General features: G+C 38.4%; 15 protein-coding genes. All 15 read right to left on the bottom strand.

What is annotated here, in order from left to right; genetic code table 11:
- Positions 1–2 precede the first annotated feature (2 nt).
- Positions 3–557 carry a fimbrial protein gene (locus PSE83_RS14460; RefSeq protein WP_004259293.1) on the bottom strand — a complete coding sequence of 185 codons (555 nt, stop codon included), beginning with the start codon at positions 555–557 and terminating at the stop codon, positions 3–5.
- Positions 550–1,131 carry a fimbrial protein gene (locus PSE83_RS14455; protein ID WP_096864457.1) on the bottom strand — a complete coding sequence of 194 codons (582 nt, stop codon included), beginning with the start codon at positions 1,129–1,131 and terminating at the stop codon, positions 550–552. The genes PSE83_RS14460 and PSE83_RS14455 overlap by 8 nt, the downstream gene beginning before the upstream one ends.
- Before the next feature lie 13 nt (positions 1,132–1,144).
- A complete protein-coding gene (locus tag PSE83_RS14450) occupies positions 1,145–1,897 on the bottom strand; it encodes a fimbria/pilus periplasmic chaperone (RefSeq protein ID WP_004259296.1) in 753 nt (250 codons plus the stop codon).
- A gap of 35 nt (positions 1,898–1,932) precedes the next feature.
- On the bottom strand, positions 1,933–4,623 hold the full coding sequence (locus tag PSE83_RS14445; RefSeq protein WP_140171760.1) for an outer membrane usher protein: 2,691 nt from the start codon (positions 4,621–4,623) through the stop codon (positions 1,933–1,935).
- A gap of 20 nt (positions 4,624–4,643) precedes the next feature.
- Positions 4,644–5,195, bottom strand: a complete 552-nt coding sequence (locus PSE83_RS14440) for a fimbrial protein (RefSeq protein WP_004259299.1) — start codon at positions 5,193–5,195, stop codon at positions 4,644–4,646.
- A 79-nt stretch (positions 5,196–5,274) separates the two neighbouring features.
- Positions 5,275–5,805 (bottom strand): fimbrial protein, encoded by a 531-nt coding sequence (locus PSE83_RS14435; RefSeq protein ID WP_036958062.1) that lies wholly within the window; start codon positions 5,803–5,805, stop codon positions 5,275–5,277.
- A 1,393-nt stretch (positions 5,806–7,198) separates the two neighbouring features.
- Positions 7,199–8,356, bottom strand: a complete 1,158-nt coding sequence (locus PSE83_RS14430) for a sugar diacid recognition domain-containing protein (RefSeq protein WP_004259303.1) — start codon at positions 8,354–8,356, stop codon at positions 7,199–7,201.
- Positions 8,357–8,531: 175 nt separating this feature from the next.
- Positions 8,532–9,677, bottom strand: coding sequence for a glycerate kinase (locus PSE83_RS14425; RefSeq protein ID WP_004259307.1), 1,146 nt, complete (start codon positions 9,675–9,677; stop codon positions 8,532–8,534).
- Positions 9,678–9,757: 80 nt separating this feature from the next.
- Complete coding sequence (locus tag PSE83_RS14420; RefSeq protein WP_004259309.1) at positions 9,758–11,080, bottom strand: MFS transporter; 1,323 nt, start codon at positions 11,078–11,080, stop codon at positions 9,758–9,760.
- A gap of 135 nt (positions 11,081–11,215) precedes the next feature.
- Entirely contained in the window at positions 11,216–12,718 is a 1,503-nt protein-coding gene (locus tag PSE83_RS14415; protein WP_096864455.1) for a xylulokinase, read from the bottom strand.
- 20 nt (positions 12,719–12,738) lie between these two features.
- Positions 12,739–13,779 carry a zinc-dependent dehydrogenase gene (locus tag PSE83_RS14410; RefSeq protein ID WP_036958064.1) on the bottom strand — a complete coding sequence of 347 codons (1,041 nt, stop codon included), beginning with the start codon at positions 13,777–13,779 and terminating at the stop codon, positions 12,739–12,741.
- Positions 13,780–13,815: 36 nt separating this feature from the next.
- Entirely contained in the window at positions 13,816–14,625 is an 810-nt protein-coding gene (locus PSE83_RS14405; protein WP_004259316.1) for a class I fructose-bisphosphate aldolase, read from the bottom strand.
- Between the two features lie 30 nt (positions 14,626–14,655).
- Positions 14,656–15,615 (bottom strand): D-2-hydroxyacid dehydrogenase, encoded by a 960-nt coding sequence (locus PSE83_RS14400; RefSeq protein WP_096864453.1) that lies wholly within the window; start codon positions 15,613–15,615, stop codon positions 14,656–14,658.
- 244 nt (positions 15,616–15,859) lie between these two features.
- Complete coding sequence (locus tag PSE83_RS14395) at positions 15,860–17,113, bottom strand: amino acid deaminase (protein ID WP_004259325.1); 1,254 nt, start codon at positions 17,111–17,113, stop codon at positions 15,860–15,862.
- Positions 17,114–17,134: 21 nt separating this feature from the next.
- The gene (locus PSE83_RS14390) at positions 17,135–18,586 is read right to left on the bottom strand and encodes a sodium:solute symporter family protein (protein WP_004259327.1); all 1,452 of its coding nucleotides are present in this window, start codon (positions 18,584–18,586) and stop codon (positions 17,135–17,137) included.
- Positions 18,587–18,610: the final 24 nt, after the last annotated feature.

The raw sequence follows: 18,610 nt of genomic DNA, 5'->3' as shown, positions 1-18,610 counted from the left end.
CCTCACTGATAATCAAGTTTGATAGTGACGCCCGCATGAAAAACCCCACCCTTTGTTAATGTTGTGGATAAATCACGAACAGGTATGGCTTCAAATTGAGGGGCATTTGGATACACAAACTTAATTTCTTGGTTTAATCGAAGTTTGCTTCCGTTATAACGAAAAGCGATTCCTAAACCTTGAATGTCTGTTTCAATCGCACCACTATCAAAGGAGGCAGGAATACCAACCAACGTCATTTTCATTTGTGATGTCGGTCTTTTTTCACAATCAATATTGTAATTTATCGATTTTGCATAGGCATTACCGTCAATCCGTGTACTCATGATTTCGTCAAAATTAACTTTGATTATATTTCCGCCATTAATTTTGCAAGGTGGTGGTGCCAAAACAACCCCTTTAATCGGTACGGTTATCATACCTGGCGTAATTGTCGCCCTTGTACTTCCTGATGGGCTAATACGCGAATCGGGTAATCCTGCATAGGAAACCGATGTAAAAAATATTCCAGCGAGACATGATGCCAGCAGGTACCGCTGCTTATTTAAATCACTCATAATCCACCTTAAAGTCCATTACGGCGCTGAAACTTCCTTCCGTCAGTTTTTCGGGAGTTCTCACTGGCGTTACAAAATATTGAAGTGTGCCTTGCGGTGCATCGAGAAATTGTGGACGACCACGACTTCCTAGCCTGATATCTTCTCGTTGTGCATCCGTCACTTCTAACGCCACGCCAGAGACACCTTTTACACTTAACATTTCTGGAAAATGCTTATCCGATACGGCAACAAAAGAAACCGTTATCACCGGTTGCATTGCATCCCAAAGTGCACGACCCGTTCGAGTGTCTTTCATTCGGCTTTCCGTACGAATGCAGTGCCTAAATTCTAATTCGAATGACACTGGCTCAGCTCTATCACCAGGTTTACGGAGTGAATAAGAAGGGATCTCCCCTAGAGACACTTCTTGGCGCTTTGAATTGGTCACATCCATCGTACAAGGTGCCTCGGTCATCATGCCATTTACTGTCAATGTTCCGTGTAATCCATCAATATCCCAGCTATTTATTCCAAAGGTAAACACTGGAACTAAGCCAAATAAGATAGTGCTGAACTGGAGAGTCCTTTTCATACATTATTCTCCGTTATCTGTCCGTCGAAGATTCAACTTTGCAAGTTGTACCGGCGCAACCAAACGTCAATTTAGGCCTTCCACCATAATCATTGATATAAGTTAGAACTGGTTTTGCCCCCATGGCACTTGCGCTACCCTTAAGCATTCCGTTACTTTTTGGTGAGATCATCACAGGCTCAAATTGCTTCACCGTATCTCCTCCCACTCTTGAACTTGCATCCACAATCGTGACAAAGTAAGCAGTTGGATTTGTGATTTCGTAGGCATCTCCTTTACGCGTTAACGTAATTTTTTCCTGCCATGGATTTTCTAAATCCGTACGAGTGGCGTATAACGCTTTTGGTCGATAAAACAATTTAATACGCGTCTGTAATGCAATCTGTAAAACGTTAGCTTCTTTACTACGTGGTGGAATCTCACGTAAGTTAAAGTAATAAACACTTTCTCTGTCTTGAGGTAATGTAGCGATATCAGGAAGAGATTGAATTTTAACCTGACTACCTTCACCTGGTTCTACACGTTGAACTGGTGGTAAAACCGTGAGTGGGCTTTCAATTTTGTTACCATTAGCGTCTTCAATCCAACCCTGCGCAAGATAAGGTAATTCTGTGTTTTCATTCTTAATATTCAAGCTAATGGTTTTTTCAGTCCCATTATAAATAACGCGTGTTCTATCAAGTGCAATAGCAGCCAGAGCCTGCCCACATAGCACCGCAGATAACGTGATTGTTGTAGTAAAAAATGCAATTTTTTTAATATTCATAAGTACCAACTATTTATAAAATCAAGCAACTTGGGTTACTCTGTATAATCTGTGCTGTAAGCAATATCCGGTGGTTTTAATAACCAACGCTGACTCGGCGCTACGCCCTGTTTAATCGGCGCAGGCTTGTAAACTGGAGCAGACTGCCCAACAGGAACGGCTTTTGCTGGCATATACCCAGGTTCAACACTTGGGCTGTTTGTACACGGTAATAACAGTGAGTTAAATTCAGCCGTGGTAATATTTTCTGGAACCTGAATTTTGCATTGCACACTTCCATCCCAATACACATCTAAAACTTCATTTGGGTTGATACCTGAGATATACACAGACCCATTATCAGTTACGATACCGAGCTCTCTATTCTTCTCATTTCTCACGGTTGCACCGAATGGCGGATAACTTCCATCTGCCAATGCCAATCTCACCATGGTTTTAATACCCGATAACACTTCAAACTCGCGATAACCTACAGCCCCTTCTGTCAGCGTAATTGGCTGAGATGTCCGGATGGCTTCTACGTTGTCAGGCAATTGAGTCACATCAATGGATGTACTGGTACGATAGTAATCACTGATATCAGCAACTACCGCTTTACCAAAAATATTGGTTTCAGTGGTCGGCCCAAAACCTTGAACAGGCACATTTTTCACCCCCTCAGTTCCCACCATCACACGGCTTCCACCTGGGGTATTAATGCGGTGCAATGCAGCACCATGCCCTGTGACTGTTGCACCACCTTGTAAAGAAAATGCAGCTGAGGTAGTATCGCCATTGATATAGCTGGTACTTGCAGTAAGTGTTGCTAAATCAGCGTAACGTGTATAGAAACCATCAATAGTTCCACGGCCTCGGTTACTTACCCCAGTACCCACGCGATAGTTCGTCTTATCATCAATGGAATCAAAATAACTGACGGTGTGTGAGTTACCATCTCTTGTCACCATATTGTTGTAGCTAATTGACGCTCTATCTGCCCAAGGCAAAGAAAGATTCATATATAGCCCGTCGTCATTATTTCTATTATCAAATTTGTTACGGAATGCCGTTAAACTTAAGTTGATATTTTTAAAACGGCCAATATCAAAATATTTCGCAATAGAAAGGTTATAACGTTTTGCCGCTGGTTTATTCCAATAGGTTTCGTGGTTATAGTTCAGATACGCTGTCAGATCTGCACTGGTGAAATACTTATTAAATGTAATCGTATACAGCTCTTTACTATTATCGAATTCCACACCTCTATAACGACGATCGAGGTACTGGTTCATACTCATAAAGTCACGTTCAGAGAATCGGTATCCTGCGAAAGTGACTTGGCTATCATAGTCTTCAAAACGTTTTGAATAACTTAAGCGATACGATGCCCCTGTATAGATTTTGTTATCTGTTTTCAGTTTCGCGCGTGACTCGGTGACATCGAATGAAATTGCACCAAAGGCGAGTAAATCTCGACCAACACCGAGTGATAACGCGTTATAGTCACCTGCTGCTATTGCACCGCCGAATAATGACCAACCGTTGGAGACCCCCCAGCTAAATTCCCCCGTAACAAACCCTTGCCCTTCTGTTTCATGTTCCATATTATTCGGTCGGCCACCTGCAATCTTAAACAGAACTGAGCCTGGACGAGTTAAATAAGGAATGGAGGCGGTATTCATTTGGAATTCTTGTACCGAGCCATCCTGCTCTTCGACGCGTACATCTAATTTACCGCTAACCGCATCACTTAAATCTTGAATACGAAAAGGCCCCGGAGCAACTTGTGTTTCATAAATAACACGTCCTTGCTGAGTCACGATCACTTTTGCATTGGTTCTTGCAACGCCAGTCACCTCCGGTGCATAGCCACGTAGGTTTGGTGGTAGCATTCTTTCGTCAGAGATCAGGCTGGCCCCCATATAACGGAATGAGTCAAATAGTCCTGAACGTAAAAATTGCTCACCCATCGTGAGCTTTGCATTTAGCTCTTTTACTGCTCTATAGGCATAATATTGGCTCCAATCCCATTTACGGTCGGTCGATTGCCCATTAGTGCGATTATAACTTGCTTGCCAATCTGCCCTAAAACGCCACGCACCAAGGTTAAAGCCAGTTGTACCGTTACCAGTAACTGACTGGGTATTGGCTGAATCCGCAGGCCTTGTTAAGTTAGCATTCAAGTTATAGTCAAAAATTAGGGCGGGTACACCTTCATCCCAACGAGATGGCGGATCCCAGTTATCAGAAGTAAATTCGATATAAGCCTGAGGTACAGTAATTGTGACTGTTTCTTTGGCTAAAGAACCGCTTACTGTCATTCCAGGGATCGTTTCTGGAATTAAACATTGGCCATTTTTAGCAAACTCAACCTTTTTCTTCCATTCATCGCGCAAAGCAATATGTTCAACAACATCTGGCGTTAAACAAGGCTCCGTCATACTTGGATCATTAGGATCCTCGATATATTCAATATCAAAAATGTCAGCTAAGTCGCGATTATTTAAATTAATTTTAAATGGATATTTCCCTGGCATAACATAGCCCGCACGAGAGAACTCGTTTAAGGAAATATTTTTTTTATCCTGAAGATCTAAAACATCTGTATTAAACTCAATACTATCATTATTTGCATTAGCTAAATTTATATGAGCAATAGCAAGAAACACCATGGTAGCAACAGGCGTTAAAAAATAACTTACTGAGTTATTAAATACTTTATTTTTACTTTTTAATTGCAGAGCCATAATAGTCCCTTAGTAATAACTCAGTAATAATCCATTTTAAAACGGATAGTTGTCTGATAATTCCCTGGTTTTAAACGTTTATTATTAGATACTACCCGCACCTTATAATGCAGAGTTGTATTGCCTGCGCTAATGGGTAAATCAGGCATTGCTCTACCAGGTATAGCTACATTTCCAGCTGTATCAGAAATTTTTACTGACAATCCATTTGCATGCCCAAAAACATCGAAGTTACGGCCATCTGTTGGACCATCGAATGTAATATTGAAAGTTTGCCAATTAGGAGTTCCAGGAGTTACCGGTGTTAAAACACAATTGATAAGGCGTATAGAGAAATCACTTGTAGGACTTTCTCTGTCGTGAATTATCTGGCTAACCGGTACAGTCGTTATGTTAACTGATTGATCTCGGCTATCTGCATCTATTGCACAAGGGCTCTCAATGATTGAACCGCCCATGGTAACAGTTCCTTTGAACTGACTTTGTGCCCGAGAATTTTGATTTTGCGCACTAACTATCGGGGCAAATATCATTCCTGAAAGCACCATGACAATGATGCCAAAGTGATTCATAGCGACTCCATTTCAACTTAATAACCAATTTCAATGCATTAAAATTAGTGCCCATACATCCTTGTACGGGCTATACCAATTACTGGTAGCTCAGAGCAAATGTTGCAATTGCATCAAATTCACCTGGTACAGCTGGTTTGTTTGCTGCATCATCATCGCCTTGCAAATAAGCTTGGAAACGCAATGTGTTCGCACCAGTTAATAAAGTTTGAGATGGTGATTTAGCACCTAAAGCAATTTTAGTTCCGTTGTAATCAGTGATCACGATACCCGCGTTTTTCGCAGTACCAGCAATAGCTAAACCATCAGTTACCGAAGTACTTGGAATACCAGTAAATGTAGTTTGAACAGTTTTCAGAGTTGTGATGTCACACTGCTCTAATTGGATATTGAAGTCACGAGCAATACTTTTACCGCCACCGTTTAATGCAGACGTCGCGATAGCACCCATTTGTACTTCAAATGCTTGAGAACCTGGTGGAATTGAGCAAGGAGCATCAATAATTGAACCTTTGAAAGTGACTTGACCGCCACCTTGGTTTGCAGAAGCAGAACCAGCAACTACTGCCAGACCTAAACCTAATACTAAAGCAAGTTTATTTAATTTCATTTTATACATTTCCATTAGATAAAAAAGACGACACAAATTAAAATAATGAGTTATTATCAATCTGATTATTTTAATTTTTTCTTAAAATATATTCGATTAGTAAATATTAAGGATTGACACTAATAACTATTCCTATTTATCAAACTCCATTAATAAATAAAATAATTAAACAATGCATCAATGCGGTGCCATTATTATATCTCATTCTAGTTATGTCAAATCTGAAGATTAATTAACTACTCACATTGTAAGTTAGTGATATATATATATAATCCAGAGAATACTCTATTTTAAATACTCCATTACTGGATAAACGAGTGATGTACATCTAATTAAATCGACCTTTTTTTAATAAAAAACCACAAAATAAACCCAATCATTACTAATAAAGTTTTTTATACTCATAAAACGGGTTCTTATTAGTGAAAAAAAATGAGGTGGAAGATAATAATAAAACTAGAATTAGATAAAATCATTAAAACGAAAAGTTTACTGAAAAATAATTAATCAGAAACATCTCAAAAAAAACAATTAAATATTTTCATAATGTTTCTCAATTCACTGATTGTTACATTTAAGCCAAAAAGAAAAATAAAAATAAAACAATAAATATCATATAGATACATTAAATTTTTGTGTTTTTTATATGAATGACACCTAGAAAACAATAATATAATAAAACATTTTTTTAAATTGAAATGAAAATAGAAACAATTAAGAACAAACGAATTAAATAAGTATCTACTAGAAAAAAATTTCATTGCAAAATATTTCAAATGGTAATAAAAAGTAATTTTCAATAAATCTATAATTATATAAATCTTATCTTTAAGCCTCAAAAAACCAAAAAATTAGCTTCTATAATCACAATCAGGTTATTTTTTAAGATTAACTAACTAAATTAATATACGTTGGATAAAGTCAGTTTCTAGAAAACCCACCATGAATAAACAGAACACCTTAAGTTATTCTCGATAATTACATCACTGACCTAATGGTGATAGTTAAAATATAGAGGCTATACATTTAAGTAAAAATACCAATAAAAAATATTGGAATTAAAATATGATTAAATTAGACGTTATTGAGCAAAATAGAAGATAGATTGATCTCTAGCAGATTAAAAACAATCTGTGCTAGCCTAGTTTGATGTTAATACGTTTTTGTTTTCCTGATAGGCTACTCATTGGGTGGTCATGTGATGTAGGTAAAAAGCCTTATCATGCTCGAAGCACTTGCGAGTCGACAAATAGCCGCTAACTAATCAGGGTATGAGATAAGAAGTTAAAAATTTACTGACGTTTCGTTGCATCAGAGTTTGAGGCGATTCCCTACAAGGATGGCATTTTCTTCTATTACTCTATGAAAACTGCCCCTCAATAGTGTTATCAGATTAGTTTTTCAGCTGTAGAGCAACATACAACAGTACCTTACTTTCAATCGTTAATAGATCTAATTTTGTTATCTCAGATATCCTTTTTAAACGATAATCTAATGTATTTCTATGAATAAACAACTCGTTAGCTGTTTCACGAGATAATAAATTATTTTTAAACCAGACTGTTAATGTTTTAATTAGCACACCATTAGAATCTTCATGTAATAATGTATTCAATGGTTTTAATAGTTCTTCTGAAGACCATTTAAAATTTAAACCGTATAATAAAACCGGTAGCATAATATCTTGGTAACAGTAAATTTTTAACTGGGGTTTCTTAGCTTTCCCTACTTGCATGGTAATTTTAGCCGTCTCGTATGATTTTTTAATCGATTCCTCTGCGGGCTCTAAAAAAAAATTACCTAATGATATTTTCACTTGTAATTTAAATAACTTCTGAATATCTGATTCTAATTTTATAATTTTCTTTTTTTCATTATCAATATCCCATCGATTGAACTTATTTAGTGCAGGGGTTAAACAAACAATTTCCGTCAAAGATTGAATAGCGACTAAGTTATCAGGATTCTTATATTCAATTAGCTTTTTAATTTCTTGCAATTCACTAAATGCACTATTCACACCTAATTGGCCACTATCTAATTCAATAATTATAGCAACTCGTGGAATAGAAAAATTAATATTAAGCTTTTTAGACCATTCAGTTATATTATCGGGAATTGTTCCATTTTCGATATAAGTTAGAATAATTTCTTCTTTAAAACGATCGTTTAAATTCAAATGGTTATAAATCTCTGCCTGCTCTAGCATCATTACGGCTGTCATTGAAACCAACTCCCCAAATTGTTTAATTTGGGTTGGTTCTCCTGTTAATCCTATTACACCTATAATTTTACTATTCAAATAAAGAGGTAAATTAACACCTGGTTTAACCCCATGTAAATGATTTGCAGTGGCGTCATCAATAACAACCGTTCGCTTTTGCTTTATTGCAAGCAAAGCGCCTTCATGAAATTCGCCTAATCTATTACTATCTCCACTTCCTATAATACATCCAGTTTCGTCCATAACATTAATATTGCAATCAATAATCTTCATGGTTCTATCAACGATTTCTTGCGCTAATTTGGAGGTAAGACAATAATCATACATATTTCAACCTCTTTTGCTGGTGCTGTAAAATAGAAACAAGATTTTAAACTATAAGTTTTAATAATGTTTATTATTAATTTAATTGGTTCCAGTATTCAATATTCATTGAAAAAATCAAGAAAAATAAATTCAATTCAAAATAAAGCAAACAAAGCTAAATTTTCAAATTATTACTTCAATTCTTGTTGTCAATTTTAATATTCAACGTATTCGCTATATTTTTAGTACAATTAAATAAATTACTTTCAGCATTATTCAGTGCTTCTTTTAGTGAACTAATTTTATGCAAAATACTAAACGCTGAATCAATACCATATTGTTGTAAATGACTGAGGTCATCACCAAGGCTTCCAACAATGGCAATAACGGGTATTTTATGTTTTCTAGCTAACTGAGCGACGCCGAAAGGCACTTTGCCATTCAAACTTTGGCTATCTAATCGCCCTTCCCCTGTAATGACTAAACTCGCCCCTACCATATGTGATTCAAGGTTCAAGGTTTGTGCAATAATATCAAAGCCAGGCTTAAGTTCCGCTTTTAGGAAAGCAAGTAAAGCCGCTCCCATCCCTCCTGCTGCACCGGCTCCTGCAATATAATGAACTTCAACATGCAAATCTCGCTTAATGATATCTGCGAAATGTTCTAAATTTTTGTCTAACATTTCAATATGTTCATTTGTCGCACCCTTTTGGGGGCCAAATATTACAGATGCACCATTTTTACCAATCAATGGGTTCGAAACATCGCAAGCAATACTAAATTGACAAGCTTTTATCCTAGGGTCTATTGTACTAACATCAATACACGCTAAGTCGGCAAGTGCTTGTCCTCCTAATTTAATTTGTTGCCCATGTGAATCTAATAATTTGGCCCCAAGTGCTTGCAACATTCCTGCTCCGCCATCATTAGTTGCACTCCCGCCTATACCAATAATAATCTGCTTTACCCCAGTATCTAGGCAGGCTTTTATCAACTCTCCTGTGCCATATGATGTCGTAAGTAACGGGTTTCTTAATTCAACAGGGACTAGCTCTAGCCCACTTGCTGCAGCCATTTCTATAAATGCTTGCTGCTTATTTTGAGATAAACCATAGAATGCTTGAACACTCGTGCCTAAAGGACCAATAACATCAAGGTGATAGATTTCGCCATGGGTAGCCTCAACCATCGTCACAACAGTGCCTTCACCTCCATCCGCAATAGGACACTTTACATAAGTTGCATGTGGAAATACCTCTTTGAACCCGTTCTCAATAACCGTTGCGACTTTCAATGCAGATAAACTCTCTTTAAATGAGTCAGGTGCAATGACTATTTTCATAAAAATAATCCTTTAGAAATTTTTATTATCAATAAGTTAAAAATTCAGGTGGGTATTGCCCCACCTGATACGACTTTTTATTATTTCGGTTCATCAAGTAACAGGATCATAATTAAGCCAATCACCGCACAGATACCAAAGTAAGAGAAAACAGCATCAAACTTACCAGTCATATCTAACAATAGCCCTGCCATCATAGGTGAAACGAAGCCACCTAAGTTTCCTCCACTATTCACAACAGATATCGCAATTGGGTAGTTATTATTATCAGCAACTCCCATTGGATAAGCAGTAAATGCAGGCCAGCCAATATTCAAGAATAAACCAACCGAGAAAAGGGCAAGCGCAACTGCAGTCGTACTTTCAGGAACATTCAACATCACTAACATCATGGCAATCGTCGCTACCGCGGTAAATAGCATCGTAGGTTTACGACGACGACCAAAAACTTTATCAGAAATCCAGCCACCAAAAATCGAACCGATAAACCCACCAACAAATGGCATTGATGCAACAAAGCCCATCTTCATAAATGAAAAGCCTTTTTCATTCACCAGATAAGAAGGTATCCAGGTTAATATTCCATATAAAATACTGACCATCATGAAATAAGAAATGGTATTACACCAAATATTTTTAGATTTAAATATTTGGGAAGCTGAACTTAATGGCGTGACTGATTTAACACGAATAAATTTATCTAGCGTATTAAATTTAGGACTCAGAACAATATTGCCTTCTATTTTCTTTTCTGCAATTTCTGAATTATCGGCACGAATATAATCTAATTCACTTTGTGAAACAAAGCGACTTTCCTCTGGTTTTGTTCTAACAAATAAATACCAAATAATAGCGAGAAAAATACCGGGAATAGCGAACAGAATAAAGACCCAGCGCCATCCATAAGTTAATGCAATCCAAACGACTAATGGTGGAACAATAATCGGAGCAAACATCGTTGAAGCAATATAAACCCCAGTGGCAGTTGCTTTTTCTTTTGCTGGAAACCAATTATTAATTGTCGACGTTAGCCCGACAGGAGTTGGCGCTTCTGCCATACCTAGGCCAAGACGCAACCACTTAATTGCAAAGGCAGATTGGGCTAAGCCAATAAACCAAGTCATGGCGGAGAAACCGAGAATGGATAATGACACCATTCCTCTGATCCCACGTTTTGCCATCCAAAAGCCCGCGGGTATTTGGCATAAAGCATAACCGAGGAAAAACATACTCGCGAGAGATCCCGCTTCTAAATTAGTTAATTTAAACTCATCAGTAATAAAAGGTAGAACTGCACCAATATTACTTCTGTCTGCATAATTTACAGCATAGACGATAAAAATCAGGGCTAATACCACCCAACGATAATTCGTCTTTGGCTTAATCGGATTTGAATTTATCATTATTTTCGCTCCAGAGCAGTTTATTATTTAATACACGTTTTATTACCTGCTTTTTTAAGAATGAAACGATCCCTGCTAATTCATTAAAATTAACATTTAGGAACGTTATTTAATTTAAACTTACTTCAAATAATTTTATTTACTCGACAAGCTATGCATTGTTTCTTTTAATAAAGGATACAGCCCATTGTAAATATTAAACTGCTTGTCATAAGTATCTTGCGTTTTTTTATCTTGATTTGGTGTGAATGTGATATCTTCTGTTTTTATAATCGGTAAATCAGGGTCATTAATGCCACAGAAAAAACCAGCTCCTGTCGCACCAACCATTGCGGCGCCAAAAGCCGCTGCGTCTGCTGTTTGGGCAATATTATATTCAACCTGAAGAATATCCGCTTTAATTTGAGTCCATAATGTATTACGTGATCCACCTCCTACGCTGAGTAATTCATCTAATATCACTCCCCATTTTTCATTAGCAATATTCAAGATCTGTTTTAGACCATATGCTGTACCTTCAAATGCCGCCCTGACCATATCATCGCGAGTATGATTTAGACGTAAGCCTATCCATGCTCCCGATGCATTAACATCCCAAATAGGGCTACGTTCTCCAGCTAAATAAGGCAGATAAATTAAGCCATTGGCACCAGGTACTGATGATTTTGAAAATATTTCCAACTGTTCATGGTCATTAACTTCCGGCCAAATAGCCTGATTTAACCAACTGAATGTTCCCCCTGTTGTCGACATCGCACCATGGGCCAACCATTGATTGGGGACGATGTGGTACCGGTTCATAAAACGAGGGTCAAAATTTGGCTCTTCTAAGCAAAACGTAATGACTCCCGATGTTCCTGTTGATTCAAAAGCCGTTTCAGGGTCAAGTAACCCAACCGCGAATGCTGCAGCGGCGGTATCTGCCGACCCTAAAATAATTGGCGTATTTTCTTTTAATCCCGTTTCTTGAGCGGCTTCTTTACTCACTTTACCAACCACAGAGGTGCATTGGTAAATCGGCGGCAAAATATCGTGATTAAACTTCCAATACCTTAATAATTCTTTTGACCACTTAGGAGCTTTCGCCAAAACCACTGCGCCAGAATACGCGGCTTGGGTCGGGTCAATGGCGGCTTTTTGGCTCCCTAACTTTAAAGATAAAAAACTATTAAGTAGCACGACTTTATGAACTTTTTGCATTAATTCCGGCTGTTGTTCTTGTAGCCATCCTAACGTTCCTACCCAACATGCAGACGGACTTGGGCTATTACAAGAAAGCGCCCGAACATGCGTTATATTTTCCCCGAGTGTTTGCTGTATGAAGCCTTCGGAACGTCCATCGAGGTAAGTAATCCCATTTGCGACAGGTTTATTATGTTTATCCAATAAAACCAGCGTTGGGCAAGCAACAGAGAAACTCACAGATACGATATTCTTTACTTGAGAAGTCACTTCTTTAACTGCATCTGCGGTCTTTCTCCAAAAATCATTTAAGTCAATTTCATGATTTTTGGGAGATTTGGAAATAATATTGGTATCACGTGAAGCCTTTGCCAATAATTCTCCATGGAAATTAAACGCACAAACTTTCACACTACTGCTACCTGCATCAATTCCCAAATAGACACTGTCCATCATGCTGCCTCCAACGCCTGCTTTTAATTGTTATGTATAATAATTTTAATCGCGTCACCTTTTTGAGCGGTTGCCATGGCCTCGTTGATCTCATCTAAAACAAATCGGTGAGTCACTAATTTCTCAATATCAATTAAGCCAGAAGAAATCAGTGTCAAAGCTTGTTGGTATCCTTCCCGGCTTAACGCACTGGCTCCCGTAAGAATAAGCTCGTTGTAGTGAATAATATTGACATCAATTTGCGCCATATCATCTTTTGAAAAACCAGCGAACAAGTTAACTCGCCCGCCTTTTCTAGCGAGTTCCAACGCAGGATTAACTAATCCAGGGATGCCAATGGCAATAATCACAACATCTGCCCCCACACCTTCCGTCAAGCCTTTTACGACATCCAGTAAGTTTTCTTGCTGGCTATTAACGACGCGTGTTGCACCGCAATTTAACGCAGCCTGTTGGCGCTGTTCATTGAGTTCACTCACAATAATATTTGTCGCACCTGAGAAACGCGCAAGTTGCACGTGCATTAACCCGATAGGCCCCGCACCAATAATGACCACCGTATCACCGAGCTCAATACCCACATTTTTTTGTCCATTGATACAGCAAGCTAACGGCTCAGCTAACGCTGCGGCTTCAAAAGACATCCCTTGCGGTATCTTAAAGACATTACCCGATGACAAAGCAACCTCTGGTATTCGAACATATTCCGCAAAAGCGCCATCAAATTCATAACCGATTGCTTGGCGGTTTAAACAGACATTTTCTTTACCGATACGACAATAAACACAAGAACGGCATGGCACGACAGGATCAACAGCGATTGCGTCACCGACTTTTAGGTCAGTCACATTTTCACCGACTTCGACAATTTCCCCTGAAAATTCATGTCCTATTACAGAAGGGTAACGCACACCTTTAGTTTTTTTACCTGAAATAATCCGTCCGTCAGTTCCACAAATCGCGGCTGCTTTGACTTTAATAACCACATCGCCTTTACCAACTTGTGGATATTTAACGTCTGCCACTCTAAGTTCATTAGGCGCATACAATACCGCTGCTTTCATTTTTCCTCCCCCATGCATAACAGCTATGAACGTTAGTTATTTGCCACCAGCTTGCTTATATTCCGCGATAGCTTGGTCAACCGAACAATCATCATTAATTAATGCATTCAGAGCCTTAATGACTGCTGTTGGGTTTTCGTGCTGCCATACAAAGCGCCCGTATGTCACACCGCCAACACCAATATCTAATGCTTTACGTGTATTTGTTAGGAAGCTAACAAGATCACTCCCCATATCACCACCAGCTAAAGCAACCATTGCTGGGCAGCTATCAACGACTGATTTAAATGTCTCAGGAGAACCTGACCAAAGTGTTTTGATGATATCGACACCTAGCTCAGCGCCTGCGCGAACACAGTAAGCGAGATTTTTCGCATCAAAACTATCTTCAATCATTGGACCTTTTGGATAAATATGCGCGACTAAAGGCAGTCCCGCGGAAGCAGCGGCTTTTGATACTTGACCTAAAAATGTCAATTGCTGTGCTTGTTCAGGTCCTCCCATAATACAACCGACTGAAATTGCATCTGCTCCTAAACGAATCGCTTCTTCAACGTCAGCAACGGGTGTGTCATAAGCTTCATGGTAAGGTATGGAATAACTTGTCGCTTTCATGATGATAGAAACATCGGAAGCAACATACGGGGGATAAACCTTTTCAATAATACCTTTATGCATCGTAATGGCATCAGGTGCACCCGCAACAACCTGTTTCATGACAGATTTAATATCACCAATTCCCGGTAATACACCACGTGTAATCGGATGATCCATAGTAATCGCAAGAAGGCGGCCAGATTTTTTATTTAATAATCTTTTTAAACGAATTTCTTTTCCTAAAAACATATTAATGACCTCTTTAAATCAATGAGTGAATTAATTAACTAAATTTTGAGGATGGCCAGATAAAAAGGCTTCGATATTGTCCATCATCATGTCTGATAAGGTTTGTATGGCTTCAAAACTAGCCCATGAAATATGAGGGGTAAGAATAAAATTTGATAACTGAGTTAATTTCATCATATAGCTTTCTTTTTCGGGTGGTTCTGAAATACAAACATCAAACCCTGCACCTAATATTTTATTATTTATTAGAGCGCCATATAATGCTTCTTCATTAACGATCCCACCTCGTGCTGTATTAATTAAAATACAAGACGGCTTCATCTGTTCGAATTCTGAAAAGCTAATTAAATCCTTGGTGGATTTGAGTAATGGACAATGAATAGAAATAATATCACTTTTCGCAATAACATCCTCAAATGGTGTATATAGTGGGCCCATATTATTCGTGCCTTTGTATGTGGAAAATAACACCTTCATACCAAAAGCTTTTGCGATATCAGCAACTGCCTTACCTAAGACACCATCACCAATAATACCAAGCGTCGACCCAGCTAAATTATTAATTTTATAATCAAAATAACAAAACTGGCCTGATTCTTGCCAACGACCATTTCGTACTGATTGTGCATAGGCTAATAAGCTACGACGTAAGGCTAAAATCAAGGTAAACGTATGCTCAGGCACTGTATTTATTGCATAATTTCTGATGTTAGAAACTAATATATTACGCTCATTACAAGCACCAATATCAATCACATCCGTTCCTGTTGCAGCGACAGAAATGAATTTGAGTTGCTTTGCAGATTCAATAATTTTTTTAGTGATTTTTACTTTATTGGTAATAATAATGTTTGCATTTTTAACTCGTTCAATAATTTCATCTTCCGATGTTTTCCCATATAGTTCTAAACTATATTCTTTATTTATTTTCTTAATATTTATTCCTTCAGGGAAAGTGTCATGATCGAGAAACACGATTTTAACTGTCATTTTTATTACCACCCAATTAATCAACAAAATGAATGTCAATTAGACTTTTTTATTTAATAAAATTATATAATTCGCTTATCAGGAAGGCATTGTAAAAATGACTAGTTTTTAACGTGAAAAATTGAATATAATTGTGCAAATGCACAATTTGTTATGAATTCGATCACAAGAATGTGATGAATAAAAAAATCGGCCACTTAAAACAAGTGACCGATATAAAATAAAGTGAGTTAATAATACAACATTAGAAAAAGGTCGGCATTTCCTCTATAACATCATATTTATCATCAACAAGATAAATCACTTTCCATTTATCAAATGTAATACAGGGGTGAGATGTCCCAAATATTAGTATATCGCCAACTTGGAAATCACAATTTTCATCAAAAGATAAAATGGCATGTTGGTCCATTAAACCGACTGTTTTTGCACTATTAGTTTGAAAACAGACTGGCTTACCCTCTCGATATTGCATTAGAGGCTGAGGCAAACCTGCATCAAAGGCGACATCCCTTTTACCAAAATTAACAATCGCTCGTCCTTTCTCAGGCACAGACTGAATTAATGCCACGATTTCCATCGCTGGCATTAAATCGCCATCTAACTGGCAGGCCACACTGTCCCGCATTTTCAATGCGTTCTGGGCTTCATCATAAATACCGTGGTCATGTGTAATATAGCATCCAGGGCGGATCACAAACCGAATAGGTTTAGAAAGATGAAACTCTGCCATCTTTTTACTGACCAGATCATACCAAACTGAACCTGCCCCAGTTATTAATAACTCCCCTGAATAGCGTGCAAATACACCTAAGTTATCCAGTTTTTGACTGGTGGTTAACACTCGCTGTAAAAATTGCTGTATCTCTTCAATATCCTTTTGGGCATCATCGCTATGAATAACGCCTTCGTAGAATTCAATGCCAGCAATCATTAAAGAAGGAAGTTTGGTTAACTCATTTGCCAATGTGATGGCTTCTTCTTCACTTCGACATCCACAGCGTCCACCATTAACCCCTAACTCAATCAGAACATTTATGGTTAAATCTAATGATGAAAAAATGGCAGCCAGCTGTTTTGCATGAATCACATTATCAACACAACAATAAATATTGGCTTGATTTAATTGCACTAGTTCCGCAAGTAATCGAATATTGCTTTTACCCACGACTTGATTAGCAATAATGATATTCTTAACACCTGACTCCACTGCCACCTTGGCTTGATAAGCTGTTCCTACACTTAGCCCCCATGCACCTTGAGCAATTTGTCGTTTAAAAATGGCAGGCGTCATGGTGGTCTTACCGTGTGGAGACAACGAAACATTCGCCACATTCGAATAATGCTGCATCCATGCAATGTTATTCTCCAATTCATTACGCTTTACTACCACCGCTGGTAAACACACATCCTCATGTAGGACATTCACCGAAATACCATCCTGATTTAATATGGCTGACTTATGAACTACGCCCGCCAATGCATTCAGTTTCGTCATTATCTTCCCTCAACTTGCTGGTTACTGACTTTTGGCTGTGTTTTCTCTTTCGTGAGTAATGTTTTCTAGTACTTCTTCACGACTGAGTTTATTCTTTGGTGTTATCAATGTCACAACAACCGCACAGACCAAACTGATGACTAATGCAGGGATTACTGGGTTGCCTAATTTTGCAGACCATTCTGGCGTCAAAATAATCGCTAATGATGTTGAACTTCCCGCAACCAATGCAGCAATACAACCTTGCCAGTTAAAACGATGCCAAAATTTACCCAATAACACGGTCACACACAGGCCTGACATAATCATTGAAATCATTTTTGTAATGTAGCCGATAATGTCATTTGAAGTTAATGCAAAGACAAGTGCTAACAAGATGACGCCAAGTAAGAAGATACGAGATAAATTGATCGCTTTCTCAGGTGGTGGCATCTTACCAGTTACCATCGTATAGATATCACGTAGGATAATAGAAACACCCGCGATAGCATCTGAGCTACCTGATGACATATTGGCAGACATACCTGCAATCAATACCACCATTGCTAATACGTGCGGTAAAGCGTTAGTTGCATATAAGAAAGCAAAGCTGCTGTTTTCTAAATTCGGTTCCATCACATGAGTTGCCATGCCGATAATCGCTGGTAGGAACGAAAAGCCCATATACAGTAAACCTGTAATAATAAAGGACTGACGGATAGCTTTAGTGGATGCCGCTGAATAAATACGTTGGCGATATGACGGTGTCGCTAACACACCAATACCAATGACCACAGCCAATGATATCGCAGGTAAAATGCCTAATTTACCAATACCAAATAAAGTAAAGGCGTCAGGGTCTGTACTCTTAACAACAACATCCCAACCACCGACATAACTTACCGAAGCAACCGCTAGAATGATAAATCCGAGGAATAAAACAATTGATTGCAGTGTATCAATCCATGAAACCGCTTTATAGCCACCAATCCCCACGTAAAAAACAAAGCCAACCGCGATAATGATCTTCGCAACAGTAATATCAATATCTGCCGCCCATGCTAGATATAAGCCGCCTCCAAGAATATGAGCGCCGAGCCAGCCTATCGATGCCAAGAATATTAATAGCGCAACCAAGTTTTTCACTAAACGGCTGCCGCCTGTGTAATAGCAGATCTCTTCACTCATGGTCATAAAGCGATAATTTCTTACTGGTGCAAATAGCCAAGCCGTTAGTAAGATCCCCGTCGCTCCACCAATCCCATACAACATTCCCGCCCAGCCATTGGAATAGCCAAAACTGACTGCACCGATACTCGAGCCCGTTCCCACCATCGTCCCGACGGTTGAACCGAGAGTGAGTAGCATCGGGAGCTTTCTTCCACCAAGAATGAAATCTTCACCCGTTTTTTGATGCCTTGTGACATACCAACCCACAAACATCATCACAAATGCATATAACAAAAACCACATTAAGAAATTATTATGTTCCATAGTAGCCTCTCATCGCCTTAGCAA

Source organism: Providencia sp. PROV150, assembly GCF_028481025.1.
In the GTDB taxonomy this organism is placed as follows: domain Bacteria; phylum Pseudomonadota; class Gammaproteobacteria; order Enterobacterales; family Enterobacteriaceae; genus Providencia; species Providencia hangzhouensis.
Note: the sequence above shows the minus strand (reverse complement) of the source record. Positions and strands in the feature narration are given on the sequence as shown.

Bases quoted from the DNA above. Each gene is read 5' to 3' on its own strand.
- PSE83_RS14460 (WP_004259293.1), bottom strand. From the start codon at position 557: ATGAGTGATTTAAATAAGCAGCGGTACCTGCTGGCATCATGTCTCGCT.
- PSE83_RS14455 (WP_096864457.1), bottom strand. From the start codon at position 1,131: ATGAAAAGGACTCTCCAGTTCAGCACTATCTTATTTGGCTTAGTTCCA.
- PSE83_RS14450 (WP_004259296.1), bottom strand. From the start codon at position 1,897: ATGAATATTAAAAAAATTGCATTTTTTACTACAACAATCACGTTATCT.
- PSE83_RS14445 (WP_140171760.1), bottom strand. From the start codon at position 4,623: ATGGCTCTGCAATTAAAAAGTAAAAATAAAGTATTTAATAACTCAGTA.
- PSE83_RS14440 (WP_004259299.1), bottom strand. From the start codon at position 5,195: ATGAATCACTTTGGCATCATTGTCATGGTGCTTTCAGGAATGATATTT.
- PSE83_RS14435 (WP_036958062.1), bottom strand. From the start codon at position 5,805: ATGAAATTAAATAAACTTGCTTTAGTATTAGGTTTAGGTCTGGCAGTA.
- PSE83_RS14430 (WP_004259303.1), bottom strand. From the start codon at position 8,356: ATGTATGATTATTGTCTTACCTCCAAATTAGCGCAAGAAATCGTTGAT.
- PSE83_RS14425 (WP_004259307.1), bottom strand. From the start codon at position 9,677: ATGAAAATAGTCATTGCACCTGACTCATTTAAAGAGAGTTTATCTGCA.
- PSE83_RS14420 (WP_004259309.1), bottom strand. From the start codon at position 11,080: ATGATAAATTCAAATCCGATTAAGCCAAAGACGAATTATCGTTGGGTG.
- PSE83_RS14415 (WP_096864455.1), bottom strand. From the start codon at position 12,718: ATGATGGACAGTGTCTATTTGGGAATTGATGCAGGTAGCAGTAGTGTG.
- PSE83_RS14410 (WP_036958064.1), bottom strand. From the start codon at position 13,779: ATGAAAGCAGCGGTATTGTATGCGCCTAATGAACTTAGAGTGGCAGAC.
- PSE83_RS14405 (WP_004259316.1), bottom strand. From the start codon at position 14,625: ATGTTTTTAGGAAAAGAAATTCGTTTAAAAAGATTATTAAATAAAAAA.
- PSE83_RS14400 (WP_096864453.1), bottom strand. From the start codon at position 15,615: ATGACAGTTAAAATCGTGTTTCTCGATCATGACACTTTCCCTGAAGGA.
- PSE83_RS14395 (WP_004259325.1), bottom strand. From the start codon at position 17,113: ATGACGAAACTGAATGCATTGGCGGGCGTAGTTCATAAGTCAGCCATA.
- PSE83_RS14390 (WP_004259327.1), bottom strand. From the start codon at position 18,586: ATGGAACATAATAATTTCTTAATGTGGTTTTTGTTATATGCATTTGTG.